General features: G+C 63.0%; 18 protein-coding genes. 14 read left to right on the top strand and 4 right to left on the bottom strand.

The features are described from left to right. Positions 1-155: 155 nt before the first annotated feature. The 5 genes from ACN9MO_RS19075 (at position 156) to ACN9MO_RS19055 (ending at position 6,527) form a co-directional block, all read left to right on the top strand. A complete protein-coding gene (locus ACN9MO_RS19075) occupies positions 156-1,436 on the top strand; it encodes an imelysin family protein (protein WP_110877855.1) in 1,281 nt (426 codons plus the stop codon). A gap of 46 nt (positions 1,437-1,482) precedes the next feature. Then, positions 1,483-3,015 (top strand): di-heme oxidoredictase family protein, encoded by a 1,533-nt coding sequence (locus ACN9MO_RS19070; RefSeq protein ID WP_425987130.1) that lies wholly within the window; start codon positions 1,483-1,485, stop codon positions 3,013-3,015. Beyond that, entirely contained in the window at positions 3,012-4,130 is a 1,119-nt protein-coding gene (locus ACN9MO_RS19065; protein WP_425987129.1) for an imelysin family protein, read from the top strand. The genes ACN9MO_RS19070 and ACN9MO_RS19065 overlap by 4 nt, the downstream gene beginning before the upstream one ends. A gap of 243 nt (positions 4,131-4,373) precedes the next feature. Next, positions 4,374-5,363 (top strand): magnesium transporter CorA family protein, encoded by a 990-nt coding sequence (locus ACN9MO_RS19060; RefSeq protein ID WP_113132140.1) that lies wholly within the window; start codon positions 4,374-4,376, stop codon positions 5,361-5,363. 78 nt (positions 5,364-5,441) lie between these two features. Next, positions 5,442-6,527: a DUF1513 domain-containing protein gene (locus ACN9MO_RS19055; protein WP_113131995.1), complete on the top strand. Its 1,086-nt coding sequence runs from the start codon at positions 5,442-5,444 to the stop codon at positions 6,525-6,527. A 14-nt stretch (positions 6,528-6,541) separates the two neighbouring features. Here ACN9MO_RS19055 and ACN9MO_RS19050 read toward each other — a convergent pair whose 3' ends face one another. After that, positions 6,542-7,096 carry a GNAT family N-acetyltransferase gene (locus ACN9MO_RS19050; RefSeq protein ID WP_113131994.1) on the bottom strand — a complete coding sequence of 185 codons (555 nt, stop codon included), beginning with the start codon at positions 7,094-7,096 and terminating at the stop codon, positions 6,542-6,544. 14 nt (positions 7,097-7,110) lie between these two features. On the opposite strand from ACN9MO_RS19050, the gene ACN9MO_RS19045 reads away from it, so the two are divergent. The 5 genes from ACN9MO_RS19045 (at position 7,111) to ACN9MO_RS19025 (ending at position 11,119) form a co-directional block, all read left to right on the top strand. Beyond that, the gene (locus ACN9MO_RS19045; protein WP_245299270.1) at positions 7,111-7,473 is read left to right on the top strand and encodes a TspO/MBR family protein; all 363 of its coding nucleotides are present in this window, start codon (positions 7,111-7,113) and stop codon (positions 7,471-7,473) included. A gap of 78 nt (positions 7,474-7,551) precedes the next feature. Further along, positions 7,552-8,004 (top strand): PaaI family thioesterase, encoded by a 453-nt coding sequence (locus ACN9MO_RS19040; protein ID WP_057247911.1) that lies wholly within the window; start codon positions 7,552-7,554, stop codon positions 8,002-8,004. Continuing rightward, the gene (locus ACN9MO_RS19035; RefSeq protein WP_113131993.1) at positions 8,001-8,639 is read left to right on the top strand and encodes a 5'-methylthioadenosine/S-adenosylhomocysteine nucleosidase; all 639 of its coding nucleotides are present in this window, start codon (positions 8,001-8,003) and stop codon (positions 8,637-8,639) included. Before ACN9MO_RS19040 ends, ACN9MO_RS19035 begins: the two co-directional genes overlap by 4 nt. 161 nt (positions 8,640-8,800) lie before the next feature. Then, positions 8,801-10,363: a glutamine-hydrolyzing GMP synthase gene (gene guaA / locus ACN9MO_RS19030; protein WP_058324584.1), complete on the top strand. Its 1,563-nt coding sequence runs from the start codon at positions 8,801-8,803 to the stop codon at positions 10,361-10,363. Between the two features lie 12 nt (positions 10,364-10,375). Beyond that, entirely contained in the window at positions 10,376-11,119 is a 744-nt protein-coding gene (locus ACN9MO_RS19025; protein WP_058324583.1) for a class I SAM-dependent methyltransferase, read from the top strand. A gap of 55 nt (positions 11,120-11,174) precedes the next feature. On the opposite strand, the gene ACN9MO_RS19020 is transcribed toward ACN9MO_RS19025, so the two are convergent. Continuing rightward, positions 11,175-11,528, bottom strand: coding sequence for a nuclear transport factor 2 family protein (locus tag ACN9MO_RS19020; protein WP_425986022.1), 354 nt, complete (start codon positions 11,526-11,528; stop codon positions 11,175-11,177). A 112-nt stretch (positions 11,529-11,640) separates the two neighbouring features. Next, on the bottom strand, positions 11,641-12,066 hold the full coding sequence (locus ACN9MO_RS19015; protein WP_113131992.1) for a DoxX family protein: 426 nt from the start codon (positions 12,064-12,066) through the stop codon (positions 11,641-11,643). A 112-nt stretch (positions 12,067-12,178) separates the two neighbouring features. On the opposite strand from ACN9MO_RS19015, the gene ACN9MO_RS19010 reads away from it, so the two are divergent. Next, positions 12,179-13,141: a LysR family transcriptional regulator gene (locus ACN9MO_RS19010; protein ID WP_058324580.1), complete on the top strand. Its 963-nt coding sequence runs from the start codon at positions 12,179-12,181 to the stop codon at positions 13,139-13,141. A gap of 36 nt (positions 13,142-13,177) precedes the next feature. Here ACN9MO_RS19010 and ACN9MO_RS19005 read toward each other — a convergent pair whose 3' ends face one another. Next, positions 13,178-13,624, bottom strand: a complete 447-nt coding sequence (locus tag ACN9MO_RS19005) for a MarR family winged helix-turn-helix transcriptional regulator (RefSeq protein WP_057247904.1) — start codon at positions 13,622-13,624, stop codon at positions 13,178-13,180. 149 nt (positions 13,625-13,773) lie between these two features. Here ACN9MO_RS19005 and ACN9MO_RS19000 point away from each other — a divergent pair, with 149 nt between their 5' ends. The 3 genes from ACN9MO_RS19000 (at position 13,774) to ACN9MO_RS18990 (ending at position 15,487) form a co-directional block, all read left to right on the top strand. Next, on the top strand, positions 13,774-14,532 hold the full coding sequence (locus ACN9MO_RS19000) for an alpha/beta fold hydrolase (protein ID WP_057247903.1): 759 nt from the start codon (positions 13,774-13,776) through the stop codon (positions 14,530-14,532). A gap of 161 nt (positions 14,533-14,693) precedes the next feature. Continuing rightward, positions 14,694-15,023 carry a metalloregulator ArsR/SmtB family transcription factor gene (locus tag ACN9MO_RS18995; protein ID WP_112947191.1) on the top strand — a complete coding sequence of 110 codons (330 nt, stop codon included), beginning with the start codon at positions 14,694-14,696 and terminating at the stop codon, positions 15,021-15,023. Continuing rightward, positions 15,020-15,487 (top strand): SRPBCC family protein, encoded by a 468-nt coding sequence (locus ACN9MO_RS18990; RefSeq protein WP_112947151.1) that lies wholly within the window; start codon positions 15,020-15,022, stop codon positions 15,485-15,487. The genes ACN9MO_RS18995 and ACN9MO_RS18990 overlap by 4 nt, the downstream gene beginning before the upstream one ends. Positions 15,488-15,504 lie beyond the last annotated feature (17 nt).

Here is a 15,504-nt window from a genome sequence, read left to right as displayed (position 1 = left end):
TTGAAAACGTTCTAAACTATACACTTTGACACAAGTTTGCTTTTGGTTCATGAGAGGCAGGCCCGGCCGGGGCCTTTTCTCATGGCCCGACGCCTGAACGATGCCGCGTTTGCGCACTCGCTCGGCTGCGCCGAAGGAAGCAACAGGAGAGGGTCATGACCAAGAAATTCATCCGCGGCGCCGCGCTGGCGTTCATGACGGCGACGTCGGCGTTGGCCCTGCAGCCGGCCCACGCCGCAACCGATGCCGCCGCCGTGGTGAAGCATTACACCGCTGTCGCCCATGCCAAATTCGAAGATGCGCTGACGACGGCCGAGGCACTCGACAAGGCGGTCGACGCGCTGATCGCGACGCCGAGCGAAGAAACGCTGAAGGCCGCGCGCGACGCCTGGCGGAAGGCCCGCAACCCCTACCAGGAAACCGAAGTCTACCGCTTCGGCAACGCGATCGTCGACGAGTGGGAAGGCAAGGTCAACGCCTGGCCGCTGGACGAAGGCCTGATCGACTATGTCGACCCGAGCTACGGCAGCGAAAGCGACGAGAACGCGCTGTTCACCGCCAACGTCATCGCCAACAAGACGATCAAGATCGACGGCAAGGACGTCGATGCCAGCAACATCACGCCGGAATTCCTGGCGGGCACGCTGCAGGAAGCCGGCGGCATCGAGGCGAACGTCGCCACCGGCTACCACGCGATAGAATTCCTGCTCTGGGGCCAGGACCTGAACGGCACCAAGGCTGGCGCCGGAAACCGCCCCTATACCGACTACGACACCAAGGCCTGCACCGGTGGCAATTGCGACCGCCGCGCCGCCTATCTGAAGGCCGCGACCGAGCTCCTGGTTTCCGACCTCAAGGAAATGGTCGCCAACTGGACACCGGACGGTGCCGCAAGCAAGGCCATCGAGGCCGACCCGAAGGCTGGCCTCGTCGCCATCCTCACCGGCATGGGTTCACTCTCCTATGGCGAACTTGCCGGCGAGCGCATGAAGCTCGGCCTGCTGCTGCACGATCCGGAAGAAGAGCATGATTGCTTCTCCGACAACACGCACAACTCGCACCTGCACGACGCGATCGGCATCCAGTCGGCCTATACGGGCGAGTACACCCGCGTCGACGGCACCAAGATGACCGGCCCGTCGCTTTCGGAACTCGTTGCCGCCAAGGACGCAGCGCTCGACAAGGAAATGACCGGCAATCTTTCGACCACGGTCGAGAAGATGCAGGCGATGGCCAAGCGCGCGGAGACCACCGAGGCCTACGACCAGATGATCGGCGAAGGCAATGCCGAGGGCAACGCCACCGTGCAGGCGGCGATCGACGGCCTGATCGCCCAGGCAAAGACCGTTCAGCGCGTCATTGCGTCGCTGGATCTCGGCACGATCGAGCTTGAAGGTTCCGACAGCCTGGACAATCCTAACGCCGTCTTCCAATAAGCTGAAAAGGCGGGCCGCATCGAAACCGGTGCGGCCCGATCCTCTACTGATGAAAACTGGCGCTCCTCGCCTTTTCGCGCTTCTTTTTGCGCAGGCGCTCTTTCTCGCCTTGCCCGCCCTTGCCGGCGACGGCCTTCCGATCGAACGCAGCGACCTCGACATCAAGGACCGCCAGCGCGTCCAGACAGTCACACGGCCGACCGATGACTTCTCCAAGGCGGAAAGCTTCGAGGCCATGTCCGGTGGTGCTGCGACCTCGATCGCGCCCGTCAATGCCGACAGCTTCTCGCAGTTTTCGGCCAATCTCACCTTCCAGGAAGAGGAAGGCTTCAAGCTCGGCAATGCACTATTCCGCAAGCTCTGGGTCTCCTCGCCCTCCTCGACCCAGGCCTCCGACGGGCTTGGCCCGCTCTACAACGCGCGCGCCTGCCAGAGCTGTCACCTGAAGGACGGGCGCGGCCGACCGCCCGAAGGCGCCGTCGACACGACCTCGATGTTCTTCCGTCTGGCGCGCCCACCGCGCGACGACAAAGAGCACCGGTCGATCGAGGCACATCAGGCCGTGAATTTCCCCGATCCGGTCTATGGCGCCCAGCTTCAGGACAGCGCTGTGCCGGGCCTTGCTGCCGAAGGCCATCTGAAGGTCAGCTATACCGAGGAGCCGTTCACCTTCCCCGACGGCGAGACCGTTTCGCTGCGCCGGCCGCGCTACTCGGTGGCCGACCTTGCCTACGGACCACTCGATCCACAGACGACCCTTTCGCCGCGCGTGGCCCAGCCGATGATCGGGCTCGGCCTCATCGAGGCGATCCATGAGGCGGACATCCTCGCGCTTGCCGATCCTGACGACGCCGACGGCGACGGGATCAGCGGCCGCCCGGCGCTCAGACGTGACGCGAAGTCCGGCAGGCTGACCATCGGACGTTTCGGCTGGAAGGCGCAGAATGCCACCGTGCGGCAGCAGAGCGCCGATGCCTTTGCCACCGATATCGGCATCTCCGCCCCCGACGCCGACCGGCCGCATGGCGACTGCACAGCCGCCCAAGCGAAATGCCTCACCATGGCGACCGGTGTGCAGGAACGGCTTGGTCCGACCGAAGCGCCCGATCCGGTGCTTAACCTCGTGACCTTCTATTCGGAGAACCTCGCCGTGCCGGCGCGACGCAAGGCGAGCTTTGCCGAAACACTTCGTGGCAAGAAGGTCTTCTACGACCTCGGCTGCACGAGCTGCCACACGCCGAAATTCGTCACCCGCCGGGATGCAACAAACAAGGCGCAGTCCTTCCAGCTCATCTGGCCCTATTCCGATTTCCTGCTGCACGACATGGGCGAAGGTCTCGCGGACGGGCAGCAGGTGGGCGTCGCCACCGGTCGCGAGTGGCGCACGCCACCGCTTTGGGGCATCGGCTTGACGAAGACCGTCAGCGGGCACACTTTCCTGCTGCACGACGGACGCGCCCGCAATTTCACCGAAGCGATCCTCTGGCATGGCGGCGAAGGGCAGAAGGCCCGCGATGCTTTCGCCGCCCTTGCCGCAAGCGATCGCCGCGATCTCCTTGCCTTCCTGGAGTCACTCTGATGCTCTCTACGCATACGCTCACCCTCGCACTCTCCCTGGCGCTGACGACCGCATTGCCCACAATGGCTCAGGAGGGGAGCGCGCTCTCGCCGCGTGTCGTCAACGAGGCCGCCGTGCCCGCCGTCATGGCCAAGGCCGTCGACGACTTCATCATTCCCGGCTACCGCAACCTGTCGGAAAAGACCGCCGCTGCAAGGCAAGCGACCGCGAAGCTCTGCGAGGCGCCGTCGCAGCCGGCACTCAAGAACGCGCAGAGTGCTTTCTCCGACCTGGTCGGCGCCTGGTCGGCGATCGAGGTCGTGAGGCTTGGTCCGGCTCTCGAACAGAACCGCTTCGAACGCTTCCTCTTCTACCCCGATCGCAAGAGCACCGGGCTCAAGCAGGTGCAGGCGATCCTTTCGAAGGCGGACGAAAGCGCAACGGACGAAGCCAAGCTCAAGGGCAAGAGCGTCGCGGCGCAAGGGCTGGGCGCCCTCGAATATGTTCTCTATGGCACCGGCGCCGAGGCGCTTTCGGGCAAGGAGGGTGACTTCCGCTGCCGCTATGGCCTGGCGATCACTGGGAACCTCGACACGATCGCCAACGAGTTTCTGGCCGCCTGGCAGAAGCCTGACGGCATCCAGGCCGCCTGGAAACACCCGGGCCCCGACAATCCCGAATTCCGCGACAGCCGCGAAGCGGCCACCGAACTGCTCGGCATTCTCGTCCATGGCGTCGAGACGGTGAAGGACCAGCGGCTGAAGCCGTTCTACGAAGGCAAGGACGACAAGGGGCATCCGAAGCTTGCGATCTACTGGCGCTCCGGCAACACCATGGCCTCGATCGCCGGCAACGTGCGCGGGCTCAAGACGCTGTTCGATGTCGCCGACATGCAAAGCCTGCTGCCGGAAGACAGCCGCTCCGTGGCGGGTTCGGCCGACTTCGTCTTCAAGTCGGTGATCAGCATGGCCGGCAACATCGATGGACCGATCGATGCCGCGCTCACTGACGACGACAAGCGCGCCAAGCTCGCCTTCCTGTCGCTCAACACCAACGACCTCCTCAACCGCCTGAACAAGGATTTCGGCGGCGCGATCGGGCTTGGCGCCGGCTTCTCCTTCGCCGACGGTGACTAGAGCGGGATGAGGAAAGATTGCGCGGTTTTCCACCCGCATCCCGCTCAAACTCAGAGTGTTGACAATCAAGGCTTTTAGGCGCAAAGCGCTTCCCGTGTCCGCTCTCGCGGGCACGTTTCACCACAAGGACCAACTCACAATGAACCCCGACAGTCGAAGTCGAGCCTTCACGCTCACGGCCGTCCGGTCCTGATTTGATCAGGGCTCCGTGGCGGTCGGATGACTCGCCCTATGGAGCCCAATATGCTGCGCATCTACAAAAGCCAGAACAGCCACCTCGTGCTCGTCGACATGCTTGACGGCATCGCCTCGCCGACGCCCGCGATCTGGTTCGACCTCTTCAATCCGTCCGTCGAGGAAACGCGCCTCGTCGAGGGCCAACTCGGCATCGAGATCCCGACCCGTGACGAGATGCAGGAAATCGAGCTTTCCGACCGCCTCTACCAGGAGAACGGTGCCGAGTTCATGACGATGACGGCGACCGCCAAGCTTGACAGCGACTATCCGGTCAAGGTGCCGGTGACCTTCATCCTCAAGGGGACGACGCTGGTCACGGTACGCCATGCCGACCCCAAGCCGTTTCAGACCTTTTCCAACCGCATCCAGAAGGCGAACGGCCAGATCTGCGAAAGCGGCGAACTGGTGATGCTCGGCCTGCTGGAAGCGATCATCGATCGCACGGCGGACGCGCTGGAGCGCGCCGGCAGCGAGGTCGACGCGATTTCGCGCGAAGTGTTCCGCAGGACGAATGCCAGCGCCACCAAGAAGACGCGCGACCTGCAGTCGCTGATCGAGCAGATCGGCCAGAAGGGCGACCTCCTGACGGTCATCCGCGAAAGCCTCGTCAGCATCGGTCGGCTCGTTGCCTATCATGTGGCGCTCGAGGGCATGGGGCCACGTAAAGCAGGCAAGGAAAGCCGGCAGCGGATCAAGCTGATCCAGCGGGATGCAACTTCGCTTGGCGACCACGCGCTGTTCCTGTCGAACAAGATCAACTTCCTGCTCGACGCGACGCTCGGCCTCATCAATCTCGAGCAGAACCAGATCATCAAGATCTTCTCGGTCGCCGCCGTCGTCTTCCTGCCGCCGACGCTGGTCGCCTCGATCTACGGCATGAACTTCGGCGTGATGCCGGAGCTGCAGTGGGAGTTCGGCTATCCTGCGGCACTGATGCTGATGGTGATGTCGGCGATCGTGCCCTATTTCTACTTCAAGCGCCGGGGCTGGCTCTGACCCCGCAACCTGCTATATCGCAGCCCTGAGCGGCACCTCCGTTCAGGGCTGCAGATTTCCACGACGAGCGAGGATGGCATGACAGTCGCCACGGGTCTGATCGACCGGCGCAGTTTCCTGAAAATGGCGGGCGCGGCCTGGGTAGCAAGCCTCGCACCCGACCGGGCTTTCGCCCTTGGCAGAGCCGATGCCGTCTTCGCCTCGGCATTCATGGCGCCGGATGGAAGCTATGGCGTTGCAACGCTGACGGAAGCCGGCGAGATCATCGAACGTACGACGCTTCCGGCGCGAGCGCATGGCATGGCCTATTCGCCCGTCAGCCATCGGGCGGTCGCCTTCGCCCGCCGGCCCGGCACCTATGCGATGATCCTTTCGACCGACGGCTCGGCGGAACCAGTGGTCATCGCTGCAGCAGAGGGCCGGCACTTTTACGGTCACGGCTGTTTCTCGGCGGATGGCAAGCTGCTCTATGCCACCGAGAACGACTTTGCCGGCAATCGCGGCATGGTCGGCATCTATGACGGCACCGACAACTTCACCCGCATCGGCGAATTCCCGACCTACGGCATCGGTGCGCACGACATGACGCTCGCTGCCGACGGACGCCTGCTCGCGATCGCCAATGGCGGCATCGAAACCCATCCCGACTTCGGCCGCACCAAGCTCAATCTCGACCATATGGAGCCGAGCCTGACGCTGGTGGACACGAAAACCGGTGCGCTCGTACAGAGGCACGGTCTGCCTGCTGAACTCAGTCGTCTTTCGACGCGGCACGTCGATATCGGCCCAAAGGGCGAGATCTGGTTTGCCTGCCAGTACGAAGGCGCGCGCAACGATCTGCCGCCGCTGGTCGGATCCTTCTCCAAGGGCGAAGACCTGAAATTCCTGTCGCTGCCCGAACGCACGACGGAAGCGCTGGCGAACTATGTCGGCGCGATCGCCGTCAACCGGCACGAAGGGCTTGTTGGCCTGACCTCGCCGAAGGGCAACGTGGCCGTGACGCTCGATGCCCGCACCGGCGCTGTTTTGAAGGAAGAGCGCGTCGTCGATGCAGCAGGGGTCGCCACCGCCGACCACGGTTTTGCCGTTTCGTCCTATGACGGCCACTTCAAGGAGCGCCAAAGCCGGGTCGCCTGGGATCAGCACATCGTTCGTTTGGCATAGGCCGGAGACATGCCTCAGGCCGAAAAGCGGCCGGCGCCGGAGAGCTTTGCCAAGTCGTCCCAGCGATAGGCCATCTGGTCGTGGTTTTCGCCGCCGAGGCTTACCTGGCCCTGGCCGACGGCAACCGCACCCAGATGCTCATAGAACGCCCTGTTCGGATTGCTGGAAAGCACCCAGGCAAACAGGGACTTGCCGCCCAGTTCCCGGCAATGGGCGGCAACGCTGCGCACCAGTGCCGAGCCGATGCCGGCGCCTTGGAATTCCTTGAGGATATAGAGCGCATAGAGCTCGCGATCGAAACGCGGCGGCATCGATCGGGCTTTTCCATAATTGGCAAAACCGATCACCTTGTTCGTGCTCATGTCGACCGCGACCAGATGAAAGACATCGGCGACGCGCATGCGCCTTGCGTGGCGCAGCGCCTGCTCTTCGACGCTCATCCCATCGAGGAAGGCGTCGGAAATCAGTCCGCGGAACGTCGATTGCCAGCTTTCGACGATGACGGAGGCGATCATCATGATGTCATCCGGACCGGCCGGCCGGATGTCGATGCGTCTGAAGCTCTTCATGGCACATGATTTAGGTGGCAGATCACGGCTTCAAAACGGCAGCCCCCATGGAAAGCCAGAAAGTCTGTTTTATCTGTCGAGGCCATGAACAGAACGATCGTGTGCGCAGTCCTATTCGCCACTGGTCTCGGTCTCGCGCCGCCATGCGATTGTGGCTGGCGCAGATGTTCCTCAACTTCCTCTGGTCGCCGCTGTTCTTCGGGATGCAGGACATCTCCCCAGCCCAGATCGTCATCACCGCGCTATTGATTGCAGTCGCCGGTTTCGTCGTCGCAAGCCGGCGGCGGGATCGCGTTTCGGCCCTGCTGTTCCTGCCATATCTCGCCTGGGTTGCGTTTGCGACGACGCTCAACAGCTCGATTTTGCTCATGAATTGAACTTGTCGGACCTTCACGAGCGTGCCACTGTCCCGCAGGCATAATGATGCCACCCGACAAAAAAGGCCATGTGGACTGATGGACGACCGTGATCCCCCCGATTTCCGAAAGCGCATCCGTGAGAGTTTCGCGCGGCAGGCGGCAATGCGCACGGTCGGCGCCGAACTGACGCTCGTTGAACAGGGCACGGTCGAGATCGAACTGCCGTTCGACGACAAGCTGACGCAGCAGCATGGCTTCCTGCATGCGGGCGTGATCTCGGCGGCGCTGGATTCGGCCGGCACCTATGCCGCCTATTCGGTGATCGACCCGGATGCCTCGATCCTGACGATCGAGTTCAAGGTCAACCTGCTTTCGCCGGGGCGCGGCGAGCGTTTCCTGTTTCGCGGTGAAGTGACCAAACCCGGCTCGACGATCATCGTCTCCGACGGGCGCGGCTACGCGATCCGCGCCGATGGGCCGGCGAAGCTGATCGCCTCGATGACCGGGACGATGATGGTGGTACGCGGACGCCAGGGGATCGAAGGATGAGTTTTGCCGTCAAAACCGTTGCCGGACGCAGGGTTCTCTACGTCATGGCCGTGGATGCCGAATACGGGACGCACCTCAAGCAGCGGATCAAACCGCTGATGACCGGCGTCGGCCCGGTCGAGGCCGCCGTGGTGCTGACGCGAACGCTCGCGGAGCTCGCCGCGGAGCGAGCCCTGCCCGATCTGGTCGTTTCGCTCGGGTCCGCCGGTGCCGCCAGGCTGGAACAGACGGAGGTCTACCAGGCCGTTTCCGTCGGCTATCGCGACATGGATGCCTCGCCGCTCGGCTTCGAGAAGGGCGCAACGCCGTTTCTCGACCTGCCGGCCGTGGTGCCGCTGCCGCTCAGGATTCCCGGCGTGCCGGAGGCCCGGCTTTCGACCGGCGCCAACATCGTCTCGGGCGCGGCGTACGAGACGATCGACGCCGACATGGTGGAGATGGAGACCTTTGCGGTCCTGCGCGCCTGCCAGTCCTTCGGGGTTCCGCTAATTGCGCTTCGCGGCATTTCCGACGGCAAGGCCGAGCTCAAGCACGTCAGCGACTGGACGGAATATTTGCACGTCATCGACGAGAAGCTTGCAGCCGTGATCGACCGGTTGGAGAATGCGATCTCAAGCGGCGCGATCCGGCTCTAAATGTGATCGTAAGTCAGAGCGGGATGCGGTCGGAAAACCGCACACACTTTTCCTCATCCCGCTCTGAAACCCCGGAATTGTCGGGGTGCAATTGAATCGTTGCGCTGATGACGGCCTTTCATTAAAGGCTCGCCATGATCAAGCTTGTTTGAAGGCCCCCAATGACCCAGACAGCCCATCCCGATACCGTCCTCATCGTCGATTTCGGCAGCCAGGTGACGCAGCTCATCGCCCGGCGCGTGCGCGAAACCGGTGTCTATTGCGAAATCGTGCCGTTCCAGTCGGCGGAGGAAGGCTTCCGCCAGCTGAAGCCGAAGGCCGTCATTCTCTCCGGCAGCCCCGCCTCGACGCTCGACATCGGCTCGCCGCGCGCGGCCTCGGTTATCTTCGATTCCGGCCTGCCGGTCTTCGGCATCTGCTATGGCCAGCAGACCATGTGCGCCCAGCTTGGCGGCAAGGTCGAGAGCGGACATCACCGCGAATTCGGCCGCGCCTTCCTGGAAGTCGAAAAGGACTGCCCGCTGTTTGAAGGCCTCTGGTCCGTCGGCTCGCGCCACCAGGTCTGGATGTCGCATGGCGACCGCGTCACCGCGATCCCCGAGGGCTTCGAGGTCGTCGCGACCTCGGCCAACGCGCCCTTCGCCTTCATCGCCGACGAGAAGCGCAAATATTACGCCGTGCAGTTCCACCCCGAAGTGGTGCACACCCCCGACGGGGCCAAGCTGATTGCCAACTTCGTGCACAAGATCGCCGGCATCAAGGGCGACTGGTCGATGTCGGCCTACCGCGCCAAGGCGGTCGAGGCGATCCGCAACCAGGTCGGTGACAAGAAGGTGATCTGCGCGCTTTCGGGCGGCGTCGACAGCTCGGTCGCGGCACTCCTCATCCATGAGGCTGTCGGCGACCAGCTCACCTGCATCCTCGTCGACCACGGCCTGATGCGCAAGGACGAGGCGAAGAACGTCGTTGCGATGTTCGAGGAGCATTACAACCTGCACCTCCTGCACGTCGACGCGTCCGACCGCTTCATCGGCGAACTCGAAGGCGTCAGCGACCCCGAGACCAAGCGCAAGATCATCGGCCGCCTGTTCATCGAAGTGTTCGAGGAAGAGGCGAAGAAGCTCGGCGGCGCGGACTTCCTTGCCCAGGGCACGCTCTATCCCGATGTGATCGAAAGCGTCTCGTTTACCGGCGGCCCGTCGGTGACGATCAAGTCGCACCACAATGTCGGCGGCCTGCCGGAGCGCATGAATATGCAGCTCGTCGAGCCGCTGCGCGAACTGTTCAAGGACGAAGTCCGCGTGCTCGGCCGCGAGCTCGGCCTGCCCGACAGCTTCATCGGCCGCCACCCCTTCCCGGGCCCGGGCCTTGCCATCCGCTGCCCGGGCGGCATCAGCCGCGAGAAGCTCGAGATCCTGCGCGAGGCTGATGCGATCTATCTCGACGAGATCCGCAAGGCCGGCCTCTACGACGCCATCTGGCAAGCGTTTGCCGTGCTTCTGCCGGTGCAGACCGTCGGTGTCATGGGCGACGGCCGCACCTATGAGTTCGTCTGTGCGCTGCGTGCCGTCACCTCGGTCGACGGCATGACGGCCGACTTCTACCACTACGACATGGAATTCCTCGGCCGCGCGGCAACGCGCATCATCAACGAGGTCCGCGGCATCAACCGTGTCGTCTACGACGTCACCTCGAAGCCGCCGGGCACGATCGAGTGGGAATAAGCAGTCATCTCGATGCCGTCAGACAAGCTCTATAGCGATCCAAGCCTTGTAGAGTTCTACGACATCGAGAACGGCTGGACCGCTGATTCCGAATATCTGAAGACCATGGCCGCTAGCCGCACCTCGATCCTCGATCTGGGGTGCGGCACCGGCCTATTGGCTGCTGCTCTTGCTGTGAGTGGCAAACGGGTCGTCGGCGTCGATCCGGCGGCCGCGATGCTCGATGTCGCGAGGTCACGACCCGGCGGCGACCGGGTGCGTTGGGTCGAGGGCGACGGGCGGACCATCCGCCTCGACGAGACCTTCGATATGGTGCTGCTCAGCGGCCATGCCTTCCAGGTCTTCCTGACCAGGGAGGATCAGCTCGCCGCACTCAAGACCATCGCAGCGCATCTGGCTCCCGACGGGCGCTTCATTTTCGACAGCCGCAATCCGCTGGTCGAAGAATGGCGGGAGTGGACCGCGGCCGAATCCGAACGGGACATCGTTCATCCGGTCCTAGGCCAGGTTCTCGCCTGGAACGACGTGCAGCATGATCCGGCGACGGGTATCGTGGAATACGGAACTTTCTATCGGATCGCAGCCGACGGACGCACTTACGCGGCCCAGTCGAAAATCGCCTTCCCTTCCCATGAAGACCTCGTCGCGATGATGGACGAGGCCGGGCTCGTCGTCGAACAGTGGCTCGGCGGCTGGGACGGCAGTTCGTTCGAAACTTCCGCGCCCGAGATTATTCCGATCGGCCGGCTGAGATAGCCGCTTGCCCGGTGCCCGGAAAGCGATCGCGATGCGTCTGATCTATGGAAGCGCATCAAAAAAGAGATAGACGGCGGCGATCTTGCCATCCCCGGGCGATGATGAAATCGGTCCCGGCATAGGCCGCTGTTTTGCCGGGACTGCCTGACACCCACCGGACCCGGCCGCCATTGCCTATTTCCTCAGCTGGGGCGATCGGCTGGTATTGAAAGTCGGGATGTGTGGCCTTGATCACGCCCGCGATCCGATCAATCTCGTCGCGGCCGCGGAAGATACCGCCATTGGGGTCATAGAACACGGCGTCTTCATGGAAGATCTCGTCGATCGCGGCACGCCGGCGCTCAGCGTCAATCTCACCGAACACGTCGTGGAGGTTGCGAAGCAACAAGGTCGAAACGGGGAAAGACATCACTTTTCTCCGGTTGGGGTCGGGCGATTGCCGGAAGCATGAGGACAGGGCACAGGTTCAGGTCTGGATAGCTCAGCCCGGTCGCAACATCCGCCGATCCGGCATCGGCTGACTAATGGGCGGCAACCGCCGCGCCTGTGCCCGGCTCGCCGGCCTGGTGCCGATTGTCGATGCTGAAAGCACCGGCGCCGAATGCAGCGATCTGAAGAAGCCCACCCGCCATCATGACGTTCTTGAGGAAATGGATCATCTGGTTCTGATCGGCGAAATTGCTATGAAACGAGAAGGCCGTTGCGAGGGAGAACAGCGCGAGAGCAGCCGCTACGTAGCGGGTGCGATAGCCGGCAATGAGAAGCAGACCTCCACCAAGCTCGACAAGCACTGCCACGGTGAAGGCCAGCGGTGGAAAGGGCAGCCCGACGGCACCGATCATGCCGGTCGTGGCGCTGTAGGCGCCGAGTTTGCTGAAACCACTCATGGCGAAGGGAAGGCCGATCAGCAGCCGGCCGACAAAGGGAAGATAACGGGTCGCAGACATTGAACGTCTCCTTGACGTGGGCTCCGCAATTCGTTGCGGACCAGGCCATGATGTTGCAACTCCGCTCTTTTCGAAATAGAAATGGTTGAAAGTTATAATTGCAGAATTGTCGATGTCCAAGCTGCCCGATTTCGAAGCGCTGGCGATGTTTGCCAAGGTGGCGGAGGAGCGTTCCTTCGCTGCGGCGGCACGGACGATGGGGGTTTCGGTCGCAACCGTATCGCGCGCCGTCACCCGTCTCGAAGAGCGACTTGGCGGTCGTCTGTTCAATAGAACATCGCGCCGACTTGCCCTGACCGACTACGGCCACATGCTGGCCGAACGAGCGTCCAGGATCTTCGCGGATGCCGAAGAGGCAGAGGACCTGGCGCGCGACGCCGCCAGCCGTCCGCGAGGGCTGGTGAAGCTAGCCGCGCCGCTGTCCTTCGGCACGCGCTGGGTCGCCCCGCTTCTGCCGGAATTCTTTCGGCGCTACCCCGAAATCGCAGTCGACCTTCACTTGACCGATGCGCAGACGGACCTCATCGGCGATGGTTTCGACGCTGCGCTGCGCATCGCCGTGCTGGAGGATTCATCGCTCGTCGCGCGGCTGATCGCACCTGTCCAACGGTTCGTCGTCGCTTCGCCGGCTTACCTTGAAACAAATGGCCGCCCGCAGCACCCGCACGACCTCGTCGCCCACCAGTGTCTGAGCTACGCCAACCGGTCGAAACGGGACGTCTGGCGCTTCACCCATCACGAGACCGGCGAGGAAGTGGCGGTTGCGCCCAGGGGCTTGCTGCGAGGGACGAGCGCGGAGGCCTTGCTGCCGACAGTACTCGAAGGGCTGGCGATGACCGAGCTCCCCGAGTTCATCGCCACCCAGTATTTTCCGGACGGACGGTTGGAACCTGTTCTCACCGACTGGCGTCTACCGGAAGGCGGACTGTACTTCGTGACGCCGACGGCCCGCGCGCGACCCGCCAAGGTCTCTGCCCTCGCTGATTTCCTGATCGCCGAGCTGGTGGACGCGCGTTGGAGCGCGAACGCGGTGATGGGCTGGAAGCGCCCGCCACCATCGAGAAGGCAGACATAGCCCGGCGCCGAACCGCGTCGCAATGCTCGCCCGCCTCTACGCCTTGGCCGCGTCCCGCATTCCGTTGCGCAACTTCTGGACCCTTTCGTTCAGATCGATCATCTCCGGTACGGTGAAACCCGAATGCTCCAGCAGAGAGGCCGTCAAGCATCCGGTCTTCACGTGGAGATCCCGACCCTTGGCGGTGAGGTGAACCTCGACCAGGCGTTCGTCGACCATGCTGCGATGCCGGCCGACGAAACCGGCGGCCTCCAACCGCTTGACCGCCGGCGTAATGGTGCTGGATTCAAGGCTCAGCCGATCGGCGATCGCCGAGATCGTCAGGCCGTCCTTTTCCCAAAGCGTACTCAGGACGAGATACTGCGTGTAGGTCACACCCAGCGCATCGAGCATGGGCTTGTAGACGCGGTTGATGGCGATCGACGCCGAATAGATCGAAAAACAGAGCTGGCTGTCCAGTGGCAGGGTGGGTGCATCAGACATCGTAGTCTCCTTGGCGCAGTTCGAACCTTGTGCTGCGAAAATCAATATCGCGATAAAAAGTATCTTTACAACGAAATCGAGTCGGCGTATACGATGATTATCGCGATAACGATTTTCGCGGAAACCAACTCAACCAAGGAGACCCGAAAATGATCAAGACCCTCATCACTGCCGCCGCTTTCGCCCTCTCCGCAAGCGCGCTCACACCGGCTGAGGCCGCCCCCGCCACCAAGAATGTCGTGCTCGTTCACGGCGGCTTCGTCGACGGCTCGGGATGGCAGGGCGTCTACAACATCCTCAAGAAGGACGGCTACAACGTCACGATCGTCCAGAACCCGACCCTTTCGCTTGCAGACGACGTCGCCGTCACCAAGCGCGCGATTGCCGCGCAGGACGGCCCGGTCGTGCTCGTCGGCCACTCCTATGGCGGCGTGGTCGTCTCGGAAGCCGGCACCGACGAAAAGGTGAAGTCCGTCGTTTATATCGCCGCCTTCGCGCCGGATAAGGGCGAGTCCGTTTCCACGCTGATCGCCAACCCGCCGGCCGGCGCCTCCGTTCCGCCGATCCTGCCGCCGGTCGATGGTTTCCTGGCGCTCGACAAGGCGAAGTTCGCCGCCGCCTTCGCGGCCGACGTCGATCCCGAGATTGCAGCCTTCATGGCCGACTCCCAGGTGCCGTGGGGCGTGGAAGCGGCAGCCGGTGCCGTCACCGCTCCGGCCTGGAAGGAAAAGCCGAGCTTCTACCTGGTTGCGACCGACGACCACATGATCCCGCCGGCCGCCCAGCGCCAGATGGCAAAACGCGCCGGCTCCACCGTCGTCGAAACATCCGGCAGCCACGCCGTCTACGTCTCGAAGCCGGACGCTGTCGCAGCGCTTATCGAACAGGCCGCTCAAGCCAGCGAATAAGCAACCTCAACCGACAACAATACAAAGGGGCGCACCTTGGGTGGCGCCCCTTTTTCTCGTCTCGAACCCAAACTCGGACGACAGCCTTATCGTTTCAGGAGCGCTGGCGAAAACAAATAGTGTTGACTAATCAATCAGCCTACACTAATGATTTAGCCATGATGATTGAAACCGCCCCCATCACCGCCGTCATGCGCGCCCTTGCCGATCCGACAAGACGCGCCGTCTTCGAGCGCATCGCCAATGCCGAGGAAATCACCGTGGTCGAGCTCACCCGCGGCAGCGGCGTGACGCAGGGCGCGATTTCCCAGCACCTCAAATCGCTGAAGCAGGCGGGTCTCGTCGCCGAGCGTCCGGAGGGCCGCAACGTCTATTACCGCGCCGAGCCCGAAGGCCTGGCGCCGCTCGTCGACTGGATGAGCCACTACGGCAGCTTCTGGCACGAGCGCTTTGCCGACCTACGCACACTTCTCAAGGAGATTGATCCATGACCGACGCAGCAGTTCTGAAGTCCGAGACGCAAGACATCGTCGTCGACGAGGTATTTCCGCATACGCCCGAGACGATCTGGAAAACGTTGACCAACGGCGACCTGATGGGCCGCTGGATCATGCCGCCGACGGGCTTTCAACCCGTGGAGGGCACGCATTTCACCTTCAAGACGACGCCGGCCGGCGCCTGGGACGGGACGATCCGTTGCCAGGTGCTGGAGGTGCGTCCGCATGAGCGCTTCGTCTACTCCTGGCAGGGCGGGCACGAGGGCAATACCGGCTACGGCTCCCGCCTCGATACGGTCGTCACCTGGACGCTGGCAAAGGTCGACAACGGCACCCGTCTTCGCCTTGTGCATTCCGGCTTCGTCACGCCGAAGAACGACAGCGCCTACAAGAACATGAGCGAGGGCTGGACGAAGGTCCTGTCGCGCCTCGGTTCTGTCACCGACGAACAGCACTAAATGCTAAAGCCGGATCG

Origin of the sequence: Ensifer sp. R-19 (genome assembly GCF_049905105.1) — a bacterium.
Lineage (GTDB): Bacteria > Pseudomonadota > Alphaproteobacteria > Rhizobiales > Rhizobiaceae > Ensifer.
Note: the sequence above shows the minus strand (reverse complement) of the source record. Positions and strands in the feature narration are given on the sequence as shown.

Coding starts and splice junctions, on each gene's coding strand:
- ACN9MO_RS19075 (WP_110877855.1), top strand. CDS start 156: ATGACCAAGAAATTCATCCGCGGCGCCGCGCTGGCGTTCATGACGGCG.
- ACN9MO_RS19060 (WP_113132140.1), top strand. CDS start 4,374: ATGCTGCGCATCTACAAAAGCCAGAACAGCCACCTCGTGCTCGTCGAC.
- ACN9MO_RS19055 (WP_113131995.1), top strand. CDS start 5,442: ATGACAGTCGCCACGGGTCTGATCGACCGGCGCAGTTTCCTGAAAATG.
- ACN9MO_RS19050 (WP_113131994.1), bottom strand. CDS start 7,096: ATGAAGAGCTTCAGACGCATCGACATCCGGCCGGCCGGTCCGGATGAC.
- ACN9MO_RS19040 (WP_057247911.1), top strand. CDS start 7,552: ATGGACGACCGTGATCCCCCCGATTTCCGAAAGCGCATCCGTGAGAGT.
- ACN9MO_RS19035 (WP_113131993.1), top strand. CDS start 8,001: ATGAGTTTTGCCGTCAAAACCGTTGCCGGACGCAGGGTTCTCTACGTC.
- guaA (WP_058324584.1), top strand. CDS start 8,801: ATGACCCAGACAGCCCATCCCGATACCGTCCTCATCGTCGATTTCGGC.
- ACN9MO_RS19025 (WP_058324583.1), top strand. CDS start 10,376: ATGCCGTCAGACAAGCTCTATAGCGATCCAAGCCTTGTAGAGTTCTAC.
- ACN9MO_RS19020 (WP_425986022.1), bottom strand. CDS start 11,528: ATGTCTTTCCCCGTTTCGACCTTGTTGCTTCGCAACCTCCACGACGTG.
- ACN9MO_RS19015 (WP_113131992.1), bottom strand. CDS start 12,066: ATGTCTGCGACCCGTTATCTTCCCTTTGTCGGCCGGCTGCTGATCGGC.
- ACN9MO_RS19010 (WP_058324580.1), top strand. CDS start 12,179: ATGTCCAAGCTGCCCGATTTCGAAGCGCTGGCGATGTTTGCCAAGGTG.
- ACN9MO_RS19005 (WP_057247904.1), bottom strand. CDS start 13,624: ATGTCTGATGCACCCACCCTGCCACTGGACAGCCAGCTCTGTTTTTCG.
- ACN9MO_RS19000 (WP_057247903.1), top strand. CDS start 13,774: ATGATCAAGACCCTCATCACTGCCGCCGCTTTCGCCCTCTCCGCAAGC.
- ACN9MO_RS18995 (WP_112947191.1), top strand. CDS start 14,694: ATGATTGAAACCGCCCCCATCACCGCCGTCATGCGCGCCCTTGCCGAT.
- ACN9MO_RS18990 (WP_112947151.1), top strand. CDS start 15,020: ATGACCGACGCAGCAGTTCTGAAGTCCGAGACGCAAGACATCGTCGTC.